14 protein-coding genes are annotated in these 16,239 nt (G+C 72.8%); 4 read left to right on the forward strand and 10 right to left on the reverse strand.

The genetic code is table 11. The features are described from left to right. Positions 1-65: 65 nt before the first annotated feature. The 7 genes from ACGH2B_RS06020 to ACGH2B_RS06050 all read right to left on the reverse strand — a co-directional run bounded on the left by ACGH2B_RS06020 (position 66) and on the right by ACGH2B_RS06050 (position 7,089). Positions 66-305 (reverse strand): RNA-binding protein, encoded by a 240-nt coding sequence (locus ACGH2B_RS06020; protein ID WP_030287397.1) that lies wholly within the window; start codon positions 303-305, stop codon positions 66-68. A gap of 2 nt (positions 306-307) precedes the next feature. Next, a complete protein-coding gene (rpsP, locus tag ACGH2B_RS06025) occupies positions 308-748 on the reverse strand; it encodes a 30S ribosomal protein S16 (RefSeq protein WP_391646157.1) in 441 nt (146 codons plus the stop codon). A 156-nt stretch (positions 749-904) separates the two neighbouring features. Further along, entirely contained in the window at positions 905-1,495 is a 591-nt protein-coding gene (locus ACGH2B_RS06030; RefSeq protein WP_399085220.1) for a hypothetical protein, read from the reverse strand. Between the two features lie 279 nt (positions 1,496-1,774). After that, positions 1,775-3,331, reverse strand: coding sequence for a signal recognition particle protein (gene ffh / locus ACGH2B_RS06035; protein WP_399085223.1), 1,557 nt, complete (start codon positions 3,329-3,331; stop codon positions 1,775-1,777). 309 nt (positions 3,332-3,640) lie between these two features. Beyond that, on the reverse strand, positions 3,641-3,979 hold the full coding sequence (locus ACGH2B_RS06040) for a P-II family nitrogen regulator (protein WP_399085226.1): 339 nt from the start codon (positions 3,977-3,979) through the stop codon (positions 3,641-3,643). Further along, entirely contained in the window at positions 3,976-5,334 is a 1,359-nt protein-coding gene (locus ACGH2B_RS06045; protein WP_399085229.1) for an ammonium transporter, read from the reverse strand. Before ACGH2B_RS06045 ends, ACGH2B_RS06040 begins: the two co-directional genes overlap by 4 nt. Positions 5,335-5,613: 279 nt before the next feature. Continuing rightward, positions 5,614-7,089, reverse strand: a complete 1,476-nt coding sequence (locus ACGH2B_RS06050) for a hypothetical protein (RefSeq protein WP_399096749.1) — start codon at positions 7,087-7,089, stop codon at positions 5,614-5,616. Between the two features lie 499 nt (positions 7,090-7,588). Between ACGH2B_RS06050 and ACGH2B_RS06055 the strand changes: the two genes are divergently transcribed. Continuing rightward, a complete protein-coding gene (locus ACGH2B_RS06055; protein ID WP_399085232.1) occupies positions 7,589-8,263 on the forward strand; it encodes a bifunctional DNA primase/polymerase in 675 nt (224 codons plus the stop codon). A gap of 88 nt (positions 8,264-8,351) precedes the next feature. Here the strand turns inward: ACGH2B_RS06055 and ftsY are convergent, their stop codons facing one another. Continuing rightward, positions 8,352-9,587, reverse strand: a complete 1,236-nt coding sequence (ftsY, locus tag ACGH2B_RS06060) for a signal recognition particle-docking protein FtsY (protein WP_399085235.1) — start codon at positions 9,585-9,587, stop codon at positions 8,352-8,354. A 379-nt stretch (positions 9,588-9,966) separates the two neighbouring features. Between ftsY and ACGH2B_RS06065 the strand changes: the two genes are divergently transcribed. Then, positions 9,967-11,436, forward strand: coding sequence for a purine-cytosine permease family protein (locus ACGH2B_RS06065; RefSeq protein ID WP_399085238.1), 1,470 nt, complete (start codon positions 9,967-9,969; stop codon positions 11,434-11,436). A gap of 281 nt (positions 11,437-11,717) precedes the next feature. Continuing rightward, positions 11,718-12,704, forward strand: a complete 987-nt coding sequence (locus ACGH2B_RS06070) for an LLM class flavin-dependent oxidoreductase (protein WP_399085241.1) — start codon at positions 11,718-11,720, stop codon at positions 12,702-12,704. Between the two features lie 283 nt (positions 12,705-12,987). On the opposite strand, the gene ACGH2B_RS06075 is transcribed toward ACGH2B_RS06070, so the two are convergent. Continuing rightward, on the reverse strand, positions 12,988-13,401 hold the full coding sequence (locus tag ACGH2B_RS06075; protein ID WP_399085244.1) for a cupin domain-containing protein: 414 nt from the start codon (positions 13,399-13,401) through the stop codon (positions 12,988-12,990). A 70-nt stretch (positions 13,402-13,471) separates the two neighbouring features. Here ACGH2B_RS06075 and ACGH2B_RS06080 point away from each other — a divergent pair, with 70 nt between their 5' ends. Continuing rightward, positions 13,472-14,500: a GlxA family transcriptional regulator gene (locus ACGH2B_RS06080; RefSeq protein ID WP_399085247.1), complete on the forward strand. Its 1,029-nt coding sequence runs from the start codon at positions 13,472-13,474 to the stop codon at positions 14,498-14,500. A 184-nt stretch (positions 14,501-14,684) separates the two neighbouring features. On the opposite strand, the gene ACGH2B_RS06085 is transcribed toward ACGH2B_RS06080, so the two are convergent. Further along, complete coding sequence (locus tag ACGH2B_RS06085; RefSeq protein ID WP_399085250.1) at positions 14,685-16,103, reverse strand: sugar porter family MFS transporter; 1,419 nt, start codon at positions 16,101-16,103, stop codon at positions 14,685-14,687. Positions 16,104-16,239: the final 136 nt, after the last annotated feature.

Here is a 16,239-nt window from a genome sequence, read left to right on the forward strand (position 1 = left end):
GCACCGACGACAAAGGCCGGGGACGGCCCGAGAGCCGTCCCCGGCCCGAGCCGGTGTTCAACTGTTCAGTGGACCTGGTCCACGTCGACGAGGTCGACGCGGATGCCCCGTCCACCGAGAGCGCCCACAACGGTCCGCAGGGCGCGGGCGGTACGGCCGTTGCGGCCGATCACCTTGCCGAGATCGTCGGGGTGGACCCGGACCTCCAGCACACGCCCGCGACGCAGGGTGCGCGAGGCTACCTGGACGTCATCGGGGTTGTCGACGATGCCCTTGACGAGGTGCTCAAGGGCCTCTTCGAGCACGCTCAGGCCTCGGTGGACTCGGAGGTGGACTCGGCCGCAGCCTCGTCCGCCTTCTTGTCAGCCTTCTTCGCCTTCGGGGTGATGGCCTCACCCTTCGGCTCGTCGCCGGACGCCTTGGCGGCGGCCTCGAAGAGGGCGCGCTTGTCGGCCTTGGGCTCGGCGACCTTCATCGGGGCCGGGGCGGGCAGACCCTTGAACTTCTGCCAGTCGCCGGTGACCTTGAGGATGGCCATGACGGGCTCGGTCGGCTGCGCGCCGACACCCAGCCAGTACTGGACACGCTCGGAGTCGACCTCGATGCGGGAGGGGTTCTGCACCGGGTGGTACAGACCGATCTCCTCGATGGCCCGGCCGTCACGGCGGGTACGCGAGTCGGCGATGATGATGCGGTAGTGAGGCGCGCGGATCTTGCCCAGACGCTTCAGCTTGATCTTGACTGCCACGGGAGTGGTGTCTCCTGGTCTTGACGTGGTGGGGCACAACGGGATGCCACGTGGGGTTGCGGTACTCGGTATGCCCGATGGACGCGTCAGCCGGAGGAGAGAGGGGTCCTGTGCGACTGTCGAGTACAGCGGTCCATTGTGCCACACGCCCCGCGGTCAGCCGACCGCGGCCACCTCGGGGATCCGGAACGGCTTGCCGCAGCCGCCGCAGACGATCGGGGCCTGGGCCAGCACGGACGGGACGACCCGGACGTTGCGTCCGCAGTCGCAGACGGCCTTGACGCGGACGCCGCCGCCGGACGAACCGTGGCGGGCGGCCGGACCGCGGAAGCTGCGGGCACTGTCGGTGGCGGTCGCGGCGGTGTGCGCCTTGAGGGCTCTGGCGAGCCGCTCGATGGTGGGGCGGTAGCGGCGTCTGGCCTCGGGACTGAGCGTGACCAGGGAGAAGCCGCTGCTGGGGTGCGGCTCGTCGACGTGATCCAGGCCCAGCTCCTCGGCGATGGCGAGGAACCGGCGGTTGTGGTAGCGGCCCGCACGGGAGGTGTCGCGGACGCCGCGGGAGGCGGCGATGCCGTGGACTGCCTCGTGGAGCAGCCGTTCGAAGGAGAGTTCGGCGCCACAGGCGGACGATGACTCTCCGATCAGGGACTCGGGCGCGGCCAGATCCGGCAGCTCGGGGTGGTGCCGTTGAATATCGGCCCAGGCGAGCGCCAGTTCGGCGGCGAGAACAGGCGGTGTCGTGCTCACGTAATGACAACGAGCCGGAGGTGCCCGGTGTTCCGATTCCGGGCCATCCCAAATAATTTGCACGTACCGGTCAGTTTCGTGTCATGAGCCGCACCCGGACGGGTGCTCCGTTCCGCGCCCGGGGCGTGACGAGGCCCGCGGGCCGGGTGCGTGACCCCGCGCGATCGGTACGGCGTACGCCGTCGCACCGTACCGGGCGCGCGGCGGGGTGCGGCGGCGGGTACGCGCGGGCCCCCGCCGCGTGGGTGCGGCGGGGGCCCGGGTGATCAGGAGCCGGGGTCAGCCCATGAACTTCTTGAATTCCTCGGGGAGTTCGAAGTTCTGGGGGTCGGTGCCACCGGGGGGCAGGCCGAGCGGGTTGCCGTTCTGGGCGGCCTCGCGGCGGGCGGCGGCCGCCGCCTCCTCGGCCTTGCGCTTCATCGGGTTACCGCTCTTGCGCTTGCCCTTGGCCTGCTTGACCTGCTTCTTCTTCTTGGCGCCGCCCCCCGCGCCGGGCATGCCGGGCATGCCCGGCATCCCGGGGATGCCGCCGCCCTGAGCCATCTTCGACATCATCTTGCGCGCCTCGAAGAACCGCTCGATGAGGTTCTTGACCGCGCTGACCTCGACGCCGGAACCCCGGGCGATACGGGCGCGGCGCGAGCCGTTGATGATCGTCGGCTCGTGGCGCTCGGCCGGGGTCATCGACTTGATGATCGCGGCGGTGCGGTCGACCTCGCGCTCGTCGAGGTTGTTGATCTGCTCCTTCATCTGCCCCATGCCGGGCAGCATGCCGAGCAGCTTGGAGAGGGAGCCCATCTTGCGGACCTGCTCCATCTGGGCCAGGAAGTCGTCGAGCGTGAACTCCTTGGGGCCCTTCTGGAGCTTGGCCGCCATCTTCTCGGCCTCGGCCTGGCTGAAGGTCTGCTCGGCCTTCTCGATCAGGCTGAGCATGTCGCCCATGCCGAGGATGCGGGACGCCATGCGGTCCGGGTGGAACGCGTCGAAGTCGTCCAGCTTCTCGCCGTTGGAGGCGAACATGATCTGCTTGCCGGTGACGTGCGCGATGGAGAGCGCGGCACCGCCGCGGGCGTCGCCGTCGAGCTTGGAGAGGACCACGCCGTCGAAGCCGACGCCGTCGCGGAACGCCTCGGCGGTGTTGACCGCGTCCTGGCCGATCATCGCGTCGACGACGAAGAGGACCTCGTCGGGCTTGACGGCGTCGCGGATGTCCGCGGCCTGCTGCATCAGCTCCTGGTCGATGCCGAGGCGGCCGGCGGTGTCGACGATGACGACGTCGTGCTGCTTGGCGCGGGCGAACTCGATGGAGTCCTGTGCGACCTTGACCGGGTCGCCGACGCCGTTGCCGGGCTCGGGGGCGTAGACCGCCACCTCGGCGCGCTCGGCGACGACGGAGAGCTGGTTGACGGCGTTGGGGCGCTGGAGGTCGCAGGCGACGAGCAGCGGGGTGTGGCCCTGGGCCTTGAGCCAGCGGCCGAGCTTGCCGGCGAGGGTGGTCTTACCGGCACCCTGGAGACCGGCGAGCATGATGACGGTCGGCCCGGTCTTGGCGAACCGCAGGCGGCGGGTCTCGCCGCCGAGGATGCCGATCAGCTCCTCGTTGACGATCTTGATGACCTGCTGGGCCGGGTTCAGCGCCTGGGAGACCTCGGAGCCGGCGGCGCGCTCCTTGACCTGCTTGATGAAGGCGCGGACGACGGGCAGTGCGACGTCGGCCTCAAGAAGGGCGATACGGATCTCGCGCGCCGTGGCGTCGATGTCGGCCTCGGAGAGGCGGCCCTTGCCCCGGAGGTTTTTGAAGGTACTCGCCAGGCGGTCGGAAAGCGTATCGAACACGGCGGTCGTCGTTCCTCGGGGTCGGGGGCGTAAGGCAGTCGACTCCTAGAGTATCCGGCCCGGCAAGCGGGCCACTCCGGGCCGCGGGGCACCGGCGCCGGGCGCGCCGTTCCCGGGCGGGCGAGGGCCCGGGACCGGCTGGGGCGGGTGTGGGGCGTGGGGCCCGCATGGGGCGCGGGCACGGGGCCCGCGCCCGTACCGCACGGAGTGCGGCATGGGGCCCGCGCGGGGGCGGGCCCCATGCCGCACGGGGCGCGGGCGCGTGCGACGGCGGGGCGGCCCCGCACGAGGCCGCCCCGCCGGTGGGGGTCACAGTGCGTCCGTGCCCCGTTCCCCCGTGCGGACGCGGATCGCGTCGTCGACGGGGAGGGTCCAGACCTTGCCGTCGCCGATCTCGCCGGTGCGGGCGGCGGTGACGACGGCGTCGGTGAGGGCGGGGGTGTCCGCGTCGTCGGCGAGTACCTCGATGCGGACCTTGGGGAGGAGGTCGACGGTGTACTCGGCGCCCCGGTAGACCTCGGTGTGGCCGCGCTGCCGGCCGTAGCCGCTGGCCTCGGTGACGGTCAGACCGTGCACGCCGAACGCTCCGAGCGCCTCCTTCACCGCGTCGAGGCGGTGCGGCTTGATGACTGCCGTGACGAGTTTCATGCGTCCACCCGCTCCGCGTCCCGTGCCGTGTCGTGTGCGGGGAGCGGGCCGCCGCCGAGGGGCGCCGGTGCACGGTGGGCGGTGCCGCCCGCGCCGGTGAAGTCGTAGGCGGTCTCGGCGTGGGCGGCCCGGTCGACGCCGGTGATCTCCTCGTCCGCCGGCACCCGGAAGCCCACCAGCCGGTCGACGCCCTTGGCGAGGAGGTGGCTGACGACGAAGGAGTAGAGCAGGACGGCGACCACGCCGAGGGTCTGGATGCCGAACTGGCCCAGGCCGCCGCCGTAGAAGAGGCCGCGGGCGGTGGACTGCACGCCGCCGGTGGCGAAGAGGCCGACGAGGAGGGAGCCGACGATGCCGCCGACGAGGTGGACGCCGATCACGTCGAGGGAGTCGTCGTAGCCGAACCGGTACTTGAGGCCGACGGCCAGGGCGCACAGGACGCCCGCGATGGCGCCGACGGCGAGAGCGCCGAGCGGGCTGACGGCGCCGCACGCCGGGGTGATGGCGACGAGTCCGGCGACCGCCCCGGAGGCGGCGCCCAGCGTGGTGAACGCGCCGTGGCGCAGCTTCTCGTACGCGAGCCAGCCGAGCATCGCGGCGGCGGTGGCGACCTGGGTGTTGACGAAGGCGACGGCGGCGACGCCGTCACCGTTGCCGAGCCACGAGCCGGAGTTGAAGCCGAACCAGCCGAACCACAGCAGTCCGGCGCCGAGCATCACCAGGGGCAGGTTGTGCGGGCGCATCGGGTCCTTGCGGAAGCCGATGCGCCGTCCGACGACGAGGAGGACGCCGAGGGCGGCGGCGCCGGCGTTGATGTGGACGGCGGTGCCGCCGGCGAAGTCGATGACGCCGAGCCGGTAGAGCCAGCCGTCCTCGCCCCACACCCAGTGCGCGACGGGGAAGTAGACGACGGTGACCCACAGGGCGGTGAAGAGGGCCCAGGCGGTGAACTTGACGCGGTCGGCGAGGGCGCCGCTGATCAGCGCGGGCGTCAGGACGGCGAACATCAGTTGGAAGACGGCGAAGACGTACACCGGGACGCCGCTGGTGCCCCACAGTTCGGTCAGTCCGATGCCGTCGAGTCCGGCGAAGTCGGCGCTCCAGCCGATGAGCCCGCCGTGGTCGGTGCCGAAGGCGAGCCCGAAGCCGTAGAGGACCCACAGGACGGTGACGATGCCGAGGCTGATGAAGCTCATCATCAGCATGTTGAGGACGCTCTTGACGCGCACCATGCCGCCGTAGAAGAACGCCAGGCCCGGCGTCATGACCATGACGAGGGCGGAGCAGATGAGCAGGAAGCCGGTGTCGGCGGGGCTCAGGGCCTTGGCCGCGAGTGTCTGGATGCCTGGGGGCATCGGCGTCTCCCGTCGTCGATGCGGCCCGTGCGGGTGTCGTGGAGAGGGTGGGCCGTCGTTCCTGACGAGGCTGGCGCAGCCGGGTTTCGGCCACGGCCCGCGGATGTTTCACCGCCGTGACGAAGGCGTCGCCGGCGTTACGCGCCGGTGAACGGGGGCCGGGCACACGGCGGCGGACGCGGGCCGGCCGCGCCGCCGCCCGCGGACCTGGCGTGGGGAAGCCGGGTCGGGTGGGTACGGGGCGGCGCCGCGGCCGGTGTCGTGCGGCCTCGGCGTCCTCTAGACGGCCTCGGCCTCGGGGAGACGGCGGGCCAGCTCCTCACCGAGGTGGATCACCTCGGCGACGGTGCCGAAGTCGCGCGCGGCGGTGTCGACGGTCTTCCGCAGCCGGGTGTTGACCCGCTCGGAGCGGACCTGCTGGGCGAACGGTATGGCCTGCCGGGCCACCACCGCGCACCGCTCCGGCTCCCGCTGCAGCAGGTGGACGGTGGCCATCCCGATGAGGTTGAGGGCGTACGAACGCTGGTGCTCGGCGTCCTTGGCGAAGAGTTCGACGGCGCGCTCCATGATCGGCGCGGCGAGGGCCGCGTAGGTGGGGCTGCGCCCGGCGACGTAGGCGAGGTCGCGGTAGGAATGGGCGTTCTCGCTGTTCAGTTCGGCCTCGGAGAAGAAGCGGATCCAGTCGGGCTCGGGCTCGCCGGGCACGGTGTCCTCGAAGGTCTCCTCCGCCATCCGGACCGCGCGCTTGACCCTGCTGGGGCGCCCCATCCCGGCGTAGGCGCGGGCCTCCATGGCGTACAGCATCGCCTGGGTGCGGGCGGTCGCCGTCTCGCGGCTGCCGTACTGCGCGAGATGGATCAGCTCCAGCGCGTCGTCGGGCCGGCCGAGGTGGATCATCTGGCGGCTCATGCTGGAGAGGATGAACGCGCCCAGGGGCCGGTCACCGGCCTCCTTGGCGGCGTGCAGCGCGAGGACGAAGTACTTCTGGGCGGTGGGCTGGAGGCCGATGTCGTAGCTCATCCAGCCGGCGAGCTGGGCGAGCTCGGCGGCGACCTTGAACAGGCGGGTGGCGACGGCGGCGGGCTGCGGTTCCTGGAGGAGTTCGGTGACCTCGTGGAGCTGCCCGACGACGGCCTTGCGGCGCAGGCCCCCGCCGCACTGGGCGTCCCACTGCCGGAACATGGCGGTGGTCGCCTCCAGCAGGTCGAGTTCGGGAGCGGAGAGACGGACGCCGCGGGCGCGGTCGCGGGCGGACCCGGACTCCGGGGCGGCCGGGGCACCCGGGGCCGGGGGGACCGGAACCAGCCAGCGCTGCATCGGCTCGATCAGGGACGGCCCTGCGGCGAGGGCGAGGGAGGTGCCCAGGAAGCCGCGGCGCGCCAGCATGAGGTCGCTGCGGGAGAACTCGCTGAGCAGGGCGGTGGTCTGCGGGGCGGCCCAGGGCAGGTCGACGCCGGAGGCGGACGGGGAGCGGTGCGCGGCGCGCAGTCCCAGCTCCTCGACTCCGACGACGCAGCCGAAGCGTTCGGAGAAGAGTTCGGACAGGATGCGCGGGATGGGCTCGCGCGGCTGTTCGCCGTCGAGCCAGCGGCGGACGCGGGAGGTGTCGGTGCTGATGTGGTGCGCGCCCATCTGACGGGCTCTGCGGTTGACCTGCCGGGCCAGTTCGCCCTTGGACCAGCCGCTGCGCACGAACCACGATCCCAACTGTGTGTTGGGACGCTTCTCGGCAGTTCCGCTGCCGTTGCCGCCCACTGGTAACGCCCCCAACCGTGTGTCGTCCGACGCGAATCCCGTGCAGGATCCGGCTTGTTGAGGCATCCTGCCCGGCCGGCCCCGGCAGGTCGCGCATTCCGGCCACCGCCCCGGCCCGCCCGGCCGCCGGGAGGCCGCCCGAACGGCGCTCCCCCGGAGCCGGGCACCGAAAGTAATCGTACGATCACGCCCCTCGCGAGGCCGCTCACAGAAACGCCACCATTCGCCACCCCTTCGAATGAACTGCCGCTCCGCTCCGCACGATTGACTTGACACAGGTCGGGCGCGACCCGACGGAGCGATGCGCATGACGGCGCGCGCGCCACGGCACACGCCGCGTGGCGCGCCCCCGCTCCGAGGGCGCGCCGCGGGGTGTCCACGCCCCGTCGGCGGTGCGTCACGGCGGCGCTCCGGCGCCCCGTACCACGGGCGCCCGCGGTCGGCTCCGGGGTCCGGGGCGGCTCGTAACCACAGCGACACACCACCCGTTGGAGGGGGCATGGGTTTCACGATCGGCGGCATCCGGGACATCGGCGCCAGGCGCCGTGTGCGCGCGCCCGAGAGCACCACGGTGGCCGAGTACACCGGGCTGTGGGGGTGGGACGTCGTCCCCGGCGCCCGGGCGGCGCGCACCGGGGGCGGGCCCCCGGAGTGCTCGTGCGGGGAGTCCGCGTGCCCCGCCCCGGGGGCGCATCCGCTCTCCTTCGGTACGGAGATCCCGGCGGGCGCCTCGCTGGAGACGGTCGCGGCCGCCTGGTCGCGGACGCCGGGGGCGGCGGTGCTGCTGCCGGTGGGCCGGTCGTTCGACGTGCTGGACGTGCCGGAGGCGGCGGGCCGGTGCGGGCTGGCGCGGCTGGAGCGGATGGGGGTGCCGCTCGGTCCGGTGACGCTGACCCCTACGGGGCGCGCACAGTTCTTCGTCGCGCCGGGGGCCGCCGCCGGGCTGCCGGGGCTGCTCTACCGGACGGGCTGGGACGACGCGGCGCTCGATCTGCGCCCCCTGGGGCAGGGCGATCACCTCACCGCTCCCCCGTCGGACCTCGGTGCGGCGGGCCCCGTGCGCTGGCTCCGTCCGCCGTCCCTGGAGACGGCGGCCCGTCCGCCGCAGGCCCGGCTGCTGCTGGGGACGCTCGCGTACGTCTGTCACCGCTCGGGCCGCCGGTCGGCCGGGTAGCGCCCCGCCCTTGACGCGACGGCCCCCGGTGCCGCGCTCCGTGACGGAGCGGGCGCCGGGGGCCGTGTGCTGCCGGTGACGCCGGTGGTCAGTCGCCGATCAGCGCGTCGACGAACGCCTCGGGCTCGAACGGCGCGAGGTCGTCGGCGCCCTCGCCGAGGCCGACCAGCTTGACCGGGACGCCCAGCTCCCGCTGGACGGCGACGATGATGCCGCCCTTGGCGGTGCCGTCGAGCTTGGTGAGGACCACGCCGGTGATGTCCACGACCTCGGCGAAGACCCGCGCCTGGACCAGGCCGTTCTGGCCGGTGGTGGCGTCGAGGACGAGCAGTACCTCGCCGACCGGGCCGTGCTTCTCGACGACCCGCTTGACCTTGCCCAGCTCGTCCATGAGGCCGGTCTTGGTGTGCAGCCGGCCGGCGGTGTCGATGAGGACGACGTCGGCGGATTCGGCGATGCCCTCCTTGACGGCGTCGAAGGCGATGGAGGCGGGGTCGCCGCCCTCGGGGCCGCGCACGGTGCGGGCGCCGACCCGTTCGCCCCAGGTCTGGAGCTGGTCGGCGGCGGCGGCGCGGAAGGTGTCGGCGGCGCCGAGGACGACGGACTTGCCGTCGGCGACCAGCACCCGGGCGAGCTTGCCGGTGGTGGTGGTCTTCCCGGTGCCGTTGACGCCGACGACCATGACGACGCCGGGGATCTCGTCGCCGCCGTTGCCGATGCCGTTGGCGGTGTGCACGGAGCGGTCGGTGTCGGTGCCGATGAGGGCGAGCAGCTCCTCACGCAGCAGGGCGCGCAGGTCCTCGGGGGTGCGGGTGCCGAGGACCTTGACCCGCTCCCGCAGCCGCTCGACCAGTTCCTGGGTGGGGGCGACGCCGACGTCGGCGGTGAGCAGGGTCTCCTCGATCTCCTCCCAGGTGTCCTCGTCGAGGTGTTCGCGGGACAGGAGGGTCAGCAGGCCCTTGCCGAGGGAGTTCTGCGACCGGGAGAGCCGGGCGCGCAGCCGCACCAGGCGGCCGGCGGTCGGCTCCGGGACCTCGATCTCCGGGGCGGGCGGGGCCTCCGGCTCGGCGGCCGGCGCCTCGGCCTCGGGGGCCTCGGCGACGGGCAGCGGGGTGTCTTCGATGGTGCGACGGGGTTCGTCGCTCGGGGCCTCGGCTTCCTCACCGACCTGCGGTTCTGCGGGCGGCGCGGTGACGGAGGGCGTGACGGGGGCGGCCGGCGGGGACGGCGGCAGCTGCTTCTTCTTGCGGCCGCTGACGACGAGCCCGCTGATCGCGCCGAGCACGACCACGGCGATGACTACAGCAAGGATGACGATTTCCATAACCCTCCCAGTATCAGCCACGTCCCCCTTCCGGGGGCCGCACGCGCCGATCCCGCGGGCGCTGCGCGCCCCGTGCGCCCCCGCTCCGTGCCCCCGTGCGCGGGGTGGTTGCCCTGCGGACCGAGGCTGGCCGGAAATCGCTGGTCAGCAGGGCACCAGGGATGCATTGGAGCCTTCCTCCGACGGCGTGGAGCTGCAGTTTCATGGAGGGGTCCAACGGGACGTACGGCACGAACTTGGATCAAAGTACGATGGTGGACGGCTGCGCAACGCGCGTAGAGTCCTGGCGACCGAACCTGGCCGGGCACCAAAGCCGCTGCCTCGCGCCGTCCCATCCCCCGGGAGGCGCTCCAGAACCGCGCACGGAGACACCTGCACCATGGGCACCACGTCCACCCCCGAAGCCGACGGCGCCGTCGAGACCCGAGGCATCGAGCCCGTACCCGACGGCGAACGCCACGGGCGCGTCCGCGAGCTGTTCCCCACCTGGGTCGCCGCCAACATCAGCGTGCTCCTGCTGACCATGGGCGCCGCGCTGGTGGTCAACAACGGACTGAACTTCTGGCAGGTCCTGCTGGTCGCCGTCATCGCCGCGACGGTGGCGTTCGGCATGGTCGGGGTGGTGTCGGTGTCGGGGAAGTGGGGCGGCGCGCCGGGCGCGATGCTCTCCCGGGCGGCGTTCGGCGTGCGCGGCAACTACTTCCCGGGCGCGATCTTGTGGGTGGCCCGCTTCGGCTGGGAGACGATCAACGCCGTCACCGGCGCGTACGCGGTGCTGACGGTCCTGCGGCTGCTGTTCGGCGTCCGCGCCGACAACCTCCTGATCGTCATCACGCTGCTGGCGTTCGTCGCCTGCACGTACCTGGTGAGCGGCATGGGGCGGAAGGCGCTCAACATCTGCAACCGGTACTCGACGTACCTCTTCGGCGCGTTCACCGTGATGGTGCTGGTGTATCTGATCGCCACCATGGACTGGCACGCGGTCTTCGCGAAGAAGGCGGGCACCACCGCGATGGTGATCGCGGGCATCGGCACCATCGCCGCGGGCGGCATCAGTTGGGTGCCGACCGGCCCGGACTTCGCGCGGTACCTCCCGCACTCCGCGTCCGGCCGCCGGATCGTCGGCGCCACGGTCTCCGGCGCCGCGCTGGTGCTGGTGCCGATGGTGCTGATGGGTGGCGTGATGGCGGTGTCCAACCCGAAGCTGGCCGGGCAGAACACCGACCCGATGTCGTTCCTCGGCACGATCCTGCCGACCTGGCTGGCGGTGCCGTACCTGATCACCGCGCTGGTCGGGATGGTGCTGATCAACAGCCTGTCGATGTACTCCGCCGGGTTCACGGCGCAGACCATGGGCGTCAAGCTGCCGCGGGCGCTGGCGGTGAGCATCAACGCCGTCATCAGCCTGGTGGGCGGGCTGTTCATGATGCTGGTGGCCAAGGACTTCATCGGGCAGTTCATCACCTTCCTCACCCTGCTCGCGGTCTCGTTCTCCGCCTGGATCGGTGTCTACGCCGTGGACATGGCCCGGCGCCGCGGCTACGCCGTCCGGTACGACGCCGACAGCCTGCTGACCATCGGGCGCGCCAGCCGCTACTGGTACAAGGGCGGTTTCTGCTGGCAGGCCATGACCTCCTGGGCGGTGGCACTGGCCGCGGGGCTGTGCTTCACGAAGGTGCAGTGGTTCACCGGCCCTCTGGCCACCACCTGGATCGGCCGGAACGGTCTGGGCTGGGCGGCCACGATCCTTCTCGCGGCGGTGCTCTTCGCGGTGCTGCCCCGCCCGCGGGAGACCGTCCCGGTCACGGGCGAACCGGCCGGGGACCGGACACCGCTCAAGGCGGGCTGAACGGGGCGGGACGGAGCCGACCCGCACGGCGCGGGGCGGGCCGGGCCCCTCGCGTGAGGCCCGGTCCGCCCCGCGCGCGGGCCCCATGCCCCGGCTCCGTACGGCCCCGTTCTCCTGCGTACGGCCTCACCGCCATCGGTACGGCGTCACGGGGCCGCTCCCGGGGGCGGTCCGGCTCCGCGGGGGGCGCCCCGGGCACCGGGTCCGGCTCCACCCTGGAAATCTGACATCCCGTCAGCTAGCGTCCTCTTCGCCATCCACCCGGCGAAGGGGACGCCGCCATGCCGCCCGTCACCGTTCTGCGCCTCAACCTCGTCGATCCCGACCCCTCCCCCGCCACGCTCGCGGCCCGTTACCGCGCGGCGCTGGAGATGGCCGCGTTCGCCGACTCACGGGGCCTGACCACCGTGCAGACCGAGGAACACCACACCACCGGGGACGGCTGGATGCCCGCCCCGCTGGCCTTCGCCGGCGCGCTGCTCGGCGCCACCCGCCGCCTCGCGGTCACGGTCTCCGCGCTGCTCACGCCGTTGCACGACCCGCTCCGGCTGGCCGAGGACATCGCCGTGCTCGACCTGCTCGGCGGCGGACGGCTGATCACCGTCGCCGGGCTCGGCTACCGGCCCGAGGAGTACGCGGCGCACGGCAAGGACTGGGCGGGGCGCGGCGCCCTCCAGGACGAGGTGCTCCGGACGCTGCTGACCGCATGGCGCGGCGAGCCGTTCCGGTACCGGGGCCGCACCGTGCACATCACCCCGCGCCCGTACTCCCGGCCGCATCCGCCGCTGCTGGTCGGCGGCAGCTCCCGCGCCGCGGCCCGGCGCGCCGCCCGGCTGGGCCTGCCGCTGTTCCCCTCCGCGCACCTGCCGGAGCTGGTGGCGTACTACCACGAACGGTGCGCCGCGTACGGCACCGAGGGCTGGGTGCAGCAGCCCGATCCCCGCACCCACCTGCTGCATGTGTCCGAGAACCCGGAGCGGGCCTGGGAACGCTACGGTCACCATCTGCTGTACGAGGCCCGGACCTACGCGTCCTGGCAGCCGGCGGGTGTCCACTCGGCGGTGCGCTCGGCCGCCCGCGACGTGGCGGAGCTGCGCGCGGAGGGCGTGTACCGCATCGTCACCCCCCAGGAGTGCCGGCGGCTCGCCCAGGAACCGGACGCACCGGGCTCACTGGTCCTCCACCCGCTCTGCGGCGGCATGCCGGTCGACGAGGGCTGGCGCTCCCTCCAGCTCTTCACGGACGAGGTCCTGCCGGGGCTGGAGTGACCGGGGCGAGAGGAACGGGGCCGGCGCGTGGGGCGGGCGCCTCATGCGGGGCCGGACGTCACACGAGGCGGCCGTGAAGCCCGATACGGGGCGGGGCCCGGTCCGTACCGACCGGACGAAAAGCCGGGACGGGGCCGGGGCCGGGCACCGCACGGAGAGGCGCCGCGCGGAGCGGGGCGGAGAACACCGCACGGGGAGGCGCCGCACGGAGCGGGTCGTGAACGCGGTACGGGGCCGGGCCGTACGCCAGGCGCCGGTCCGGCCCCGTCCCACCCGGGGAGGGTCAGCCCTCCGGGTAGAAGACGAAGAGGGTGCAGCCAGCCGCGGACTGCGGGACGTGCCAGGAGCCGGCGGGGGCGTGGAGGAACGTCCCGGCGGGGTGGTCACGGTCGCCGTCGTGGAAGGTGCCGGAGACCACGTAGACCTCCTCGGGGCCCGGCTCGTGGACGTCGATCCCGTCCCAGCAACTGCCCGGGGCGAACTCCACCACCATCGCCTTGGCGCCGTTCTCCCCGGTCCACAGCAGCCGGGCGGTGATGCCGGGGGCCGGCTCCATGACCTCGGCGTCGGCCGCCGTACGGAAGAGGTAGCCGGGCGTCCCGCCCACGCCCCCGGGGTGCGCCCCCGGTACCGCCCCGGTGCTCGTGCCCTCGGGCGTCGCGTCGTGCTCGTCGTTGACCTGCGTGTTCACGTTCATGAGGACAGCTTGTCGGGCCCGCGGGGGGCTTCCCAGTGCCAGAAGTGACCCCGCCGGGTACTTTCCTGCCATGATCGACTCGCCGTCCCCCACCGCGATACCGCAGGCCGGGAAGGGGCCGCGTCACCAAGTCGTCGCACTGGTGCACGCACCGCAGCCGACATTCGAACTGGGGTGTGCCGCGGAGCTTTTCGGCACCCGGCATCCCGGCCTCCCCGCGTACTACGACTTCCGGATCTGCGCGCTGCGGCCCGGGCCCGTGGCGACGACGGCCGGGTACACCCTGCACGCCGCGGCGGGCCTGTCCGCGCTGGACGGCGCCGACACCGTCGTCGTCCCCGGCTGGGCGCCCGACGCGCCGCTGCCCGAGGAGATTCGCGAGGCGCTGCGCGGCGCCCACGCCCGCGGCGCCCGCCTGGTGGGGCTCTGCTCGGGCGCGTACGCGCTGGCCGCCACCGGGCTGCTCGACGGGCGGCGGGCGACGACCCACTGGAAGCGCGCGGCGCACTTCGCGGCCCGCTTCCCGCGCGTGCGGATGGACGCCACGGTGCTGTACATCGACCACGGCGACGTGGCCACGAGCGCCGGGGCGGCGGCCGGGATCGATCTCTGCCTGCATCTGCTCCGCGCCGACCACGGCGCCGGGTACGCGGCGCGCGTCGGCCGGTACCTGGGGGTGCCGCCGCACCGCGAGGGCGGCCAGACGCAGTTCACCGCGGAGGCGCCGCTCCGGGGGGCGGAGCCCTCGCTCGCGCCGCTGCTGGACTGGGTGTCCGGGCGACTGGGGACGCGGGTGTCGGTGGCGGAGATGGCGGCGCGGCTGCGGGTCTCGCCGCGGACGCTGGCGCGCCGCTTCGCCGAGCAGGTGGGCACCACCCCCGGGCAGTGGCTGCTGGCCCGGCGGATCTCCGCGGCGCGGACGCTGCTGGAGGAGACCGATCTGCCGGTCGAGGCGGTGGCCGTACGCGTCGGCCTGTCGTCCGCGACCAACCTGCGGCGCCGGTTCCACGACGCCCTGGGCACCACGCCCGCCGCCTACCGCCGCGCCTTCCGCCACCGCCGCCCCGCGCCCGCGCCGGTGGCGGGCGACGCTTCCTGACTCCCGGCCGGGCACCTCTCGCGCCGTACGCCCTCCACGCCGTGGGCACGTCCGCGACGCCGCCCCGCACGCAGGGGGCGGGCGCATGAGGCGCGCGCACGGCGCCCCGTACACGGCACTGCCCCGGCTCTCCGTATGAGCCGGGGCAGTGCCGTTTTCCGAGGAGGCGGACTGGCGGGGGTGGTTAGCCCATCTCCTCCAACGCCTTGCCCTTGGTCTCCTTCACGAACTTCAGCACGAAGGGGATCGAGAGCAGGGCGAAGACCATGTAGATCACGTACGTACCGGAGAGGTTCCAGTCGGACAGGCTCGGGAAGCTCGCCGTGATGGCCCAGTTGGCGATCCACTGGGCGGAGGCGGCGACGCCGAGCGCCGCGGCGCGGATGCGGTTGGGGAACATCTCGCCGAGGAAGACCCAGACCACCACGCCCCAGGAGAGGGCGAAGAAGAGCACGAAGCAGTGGGCCGCGATGAGGGCGACGGTGCCCTGCGTCGTCGGCAGCGTCCCGGCCGCCGTCTTGGCGGAGAAGGCCCACGCCTCCAGGGCGAGCGCGACGGCCATACCGGCGGAGCCGATGAGGGCCAGCGGACGGCGGCCGATCCGGTCGACGAAGAGCATCGCGATGACGGTGCCGATGATGTTGATGATCGACGTGGTGAAGCTGTAGAAGAACGAGCCCTCGGGGTTGATGCCCACGGACTGCCACAGCGTCGACGAGTAGTAGAACGCGACGTTGATGCCGACGAGCTGCTGGAAGACCGACAGCCCGATACCGACCCACACGATCGGCAGGAAGCCGCCCCGGCCGCCCAGCAGGTCCTTGAACGTCGACTTGTGCTCCCGGCGCATCGCCTCCTGGATCTCCTCGACCCGGGTGTCGAGGTCGACGGCGTGCCCCTCGACCTCGGACAGCACCTGCTTGGCCTTGTCGGTCTTGCCGACGGAGATCAGGAAGCGCGGCGACTCCGGGATGGCGAACGACAGCAGGCCGTACAGCAGCGCCGGGACCACCATCACGCCGAGCATCCACTGCCACGCCTCCAGGCCGGCGAGCGTGCCGCGCTGGTTGCCGTCGGCGAGGTTGAGGATGCCCCAGTTGACGAGCTGGGAGACGGCGATGCCGACGACGATCGCGGCCTGCTGGAACGAGCCGAGCCGGCCCCGGTACGCGGGCGGCGAGACCTCGGCGATGTACGCCGGGCCGATGACCGACGCCATACCGATCGCGATACCGCCGAGCACCCGCCACATGGCGAGGTCCCAGAGCGCGAACGGCAGCGCGGACCCGACGGCGCTGATGGTGAAGAGCGCCGCGGAGATCTGCATCACGCGGATGCGGCCGATCCGGTCGGCGATCCGGCCCGCCGTGGCGGCGCCGATCGCGCAGCCGATCAACGCGATGGCGATGACCTGGGCGAGAACGGCCGAACCGACTTCGTACCGCCCGCGGATCGCCTCGACGGCGCCGTTGATGACGGAGCTGTCGTAGCCGAAGAGGAAGCCGCCCATCGCGGCAGCCGCGGTGATGAAGATGACATGGCCGAGATGGTCCGGCTGGGCCTTACGGCCTTCCGGTACCGCCGGCTGCGCGGTGCTGGTCAACGTGTACTCCAGTGGCCCGGCTGCGCTGCCGGGCGTAGGGGGCTGGCACCTCCAGTGGCGCATACGTCGAAGGCAGCCACCACGTGAAGGTAAGAGCGACGTTGCAGAGACTATGCGTTCAAGTTTCTAAGTCAAT

The sequence above is a fragment of the Streptomyces sp. BBFR2 genome, assembly GCF_044497305.1.
Classification (GTDB): domain Bacteria; phylum Actinomycetota; class Actinomycetes; order Streptomycetales; family Streptomycetaceae; genus Streptomyces.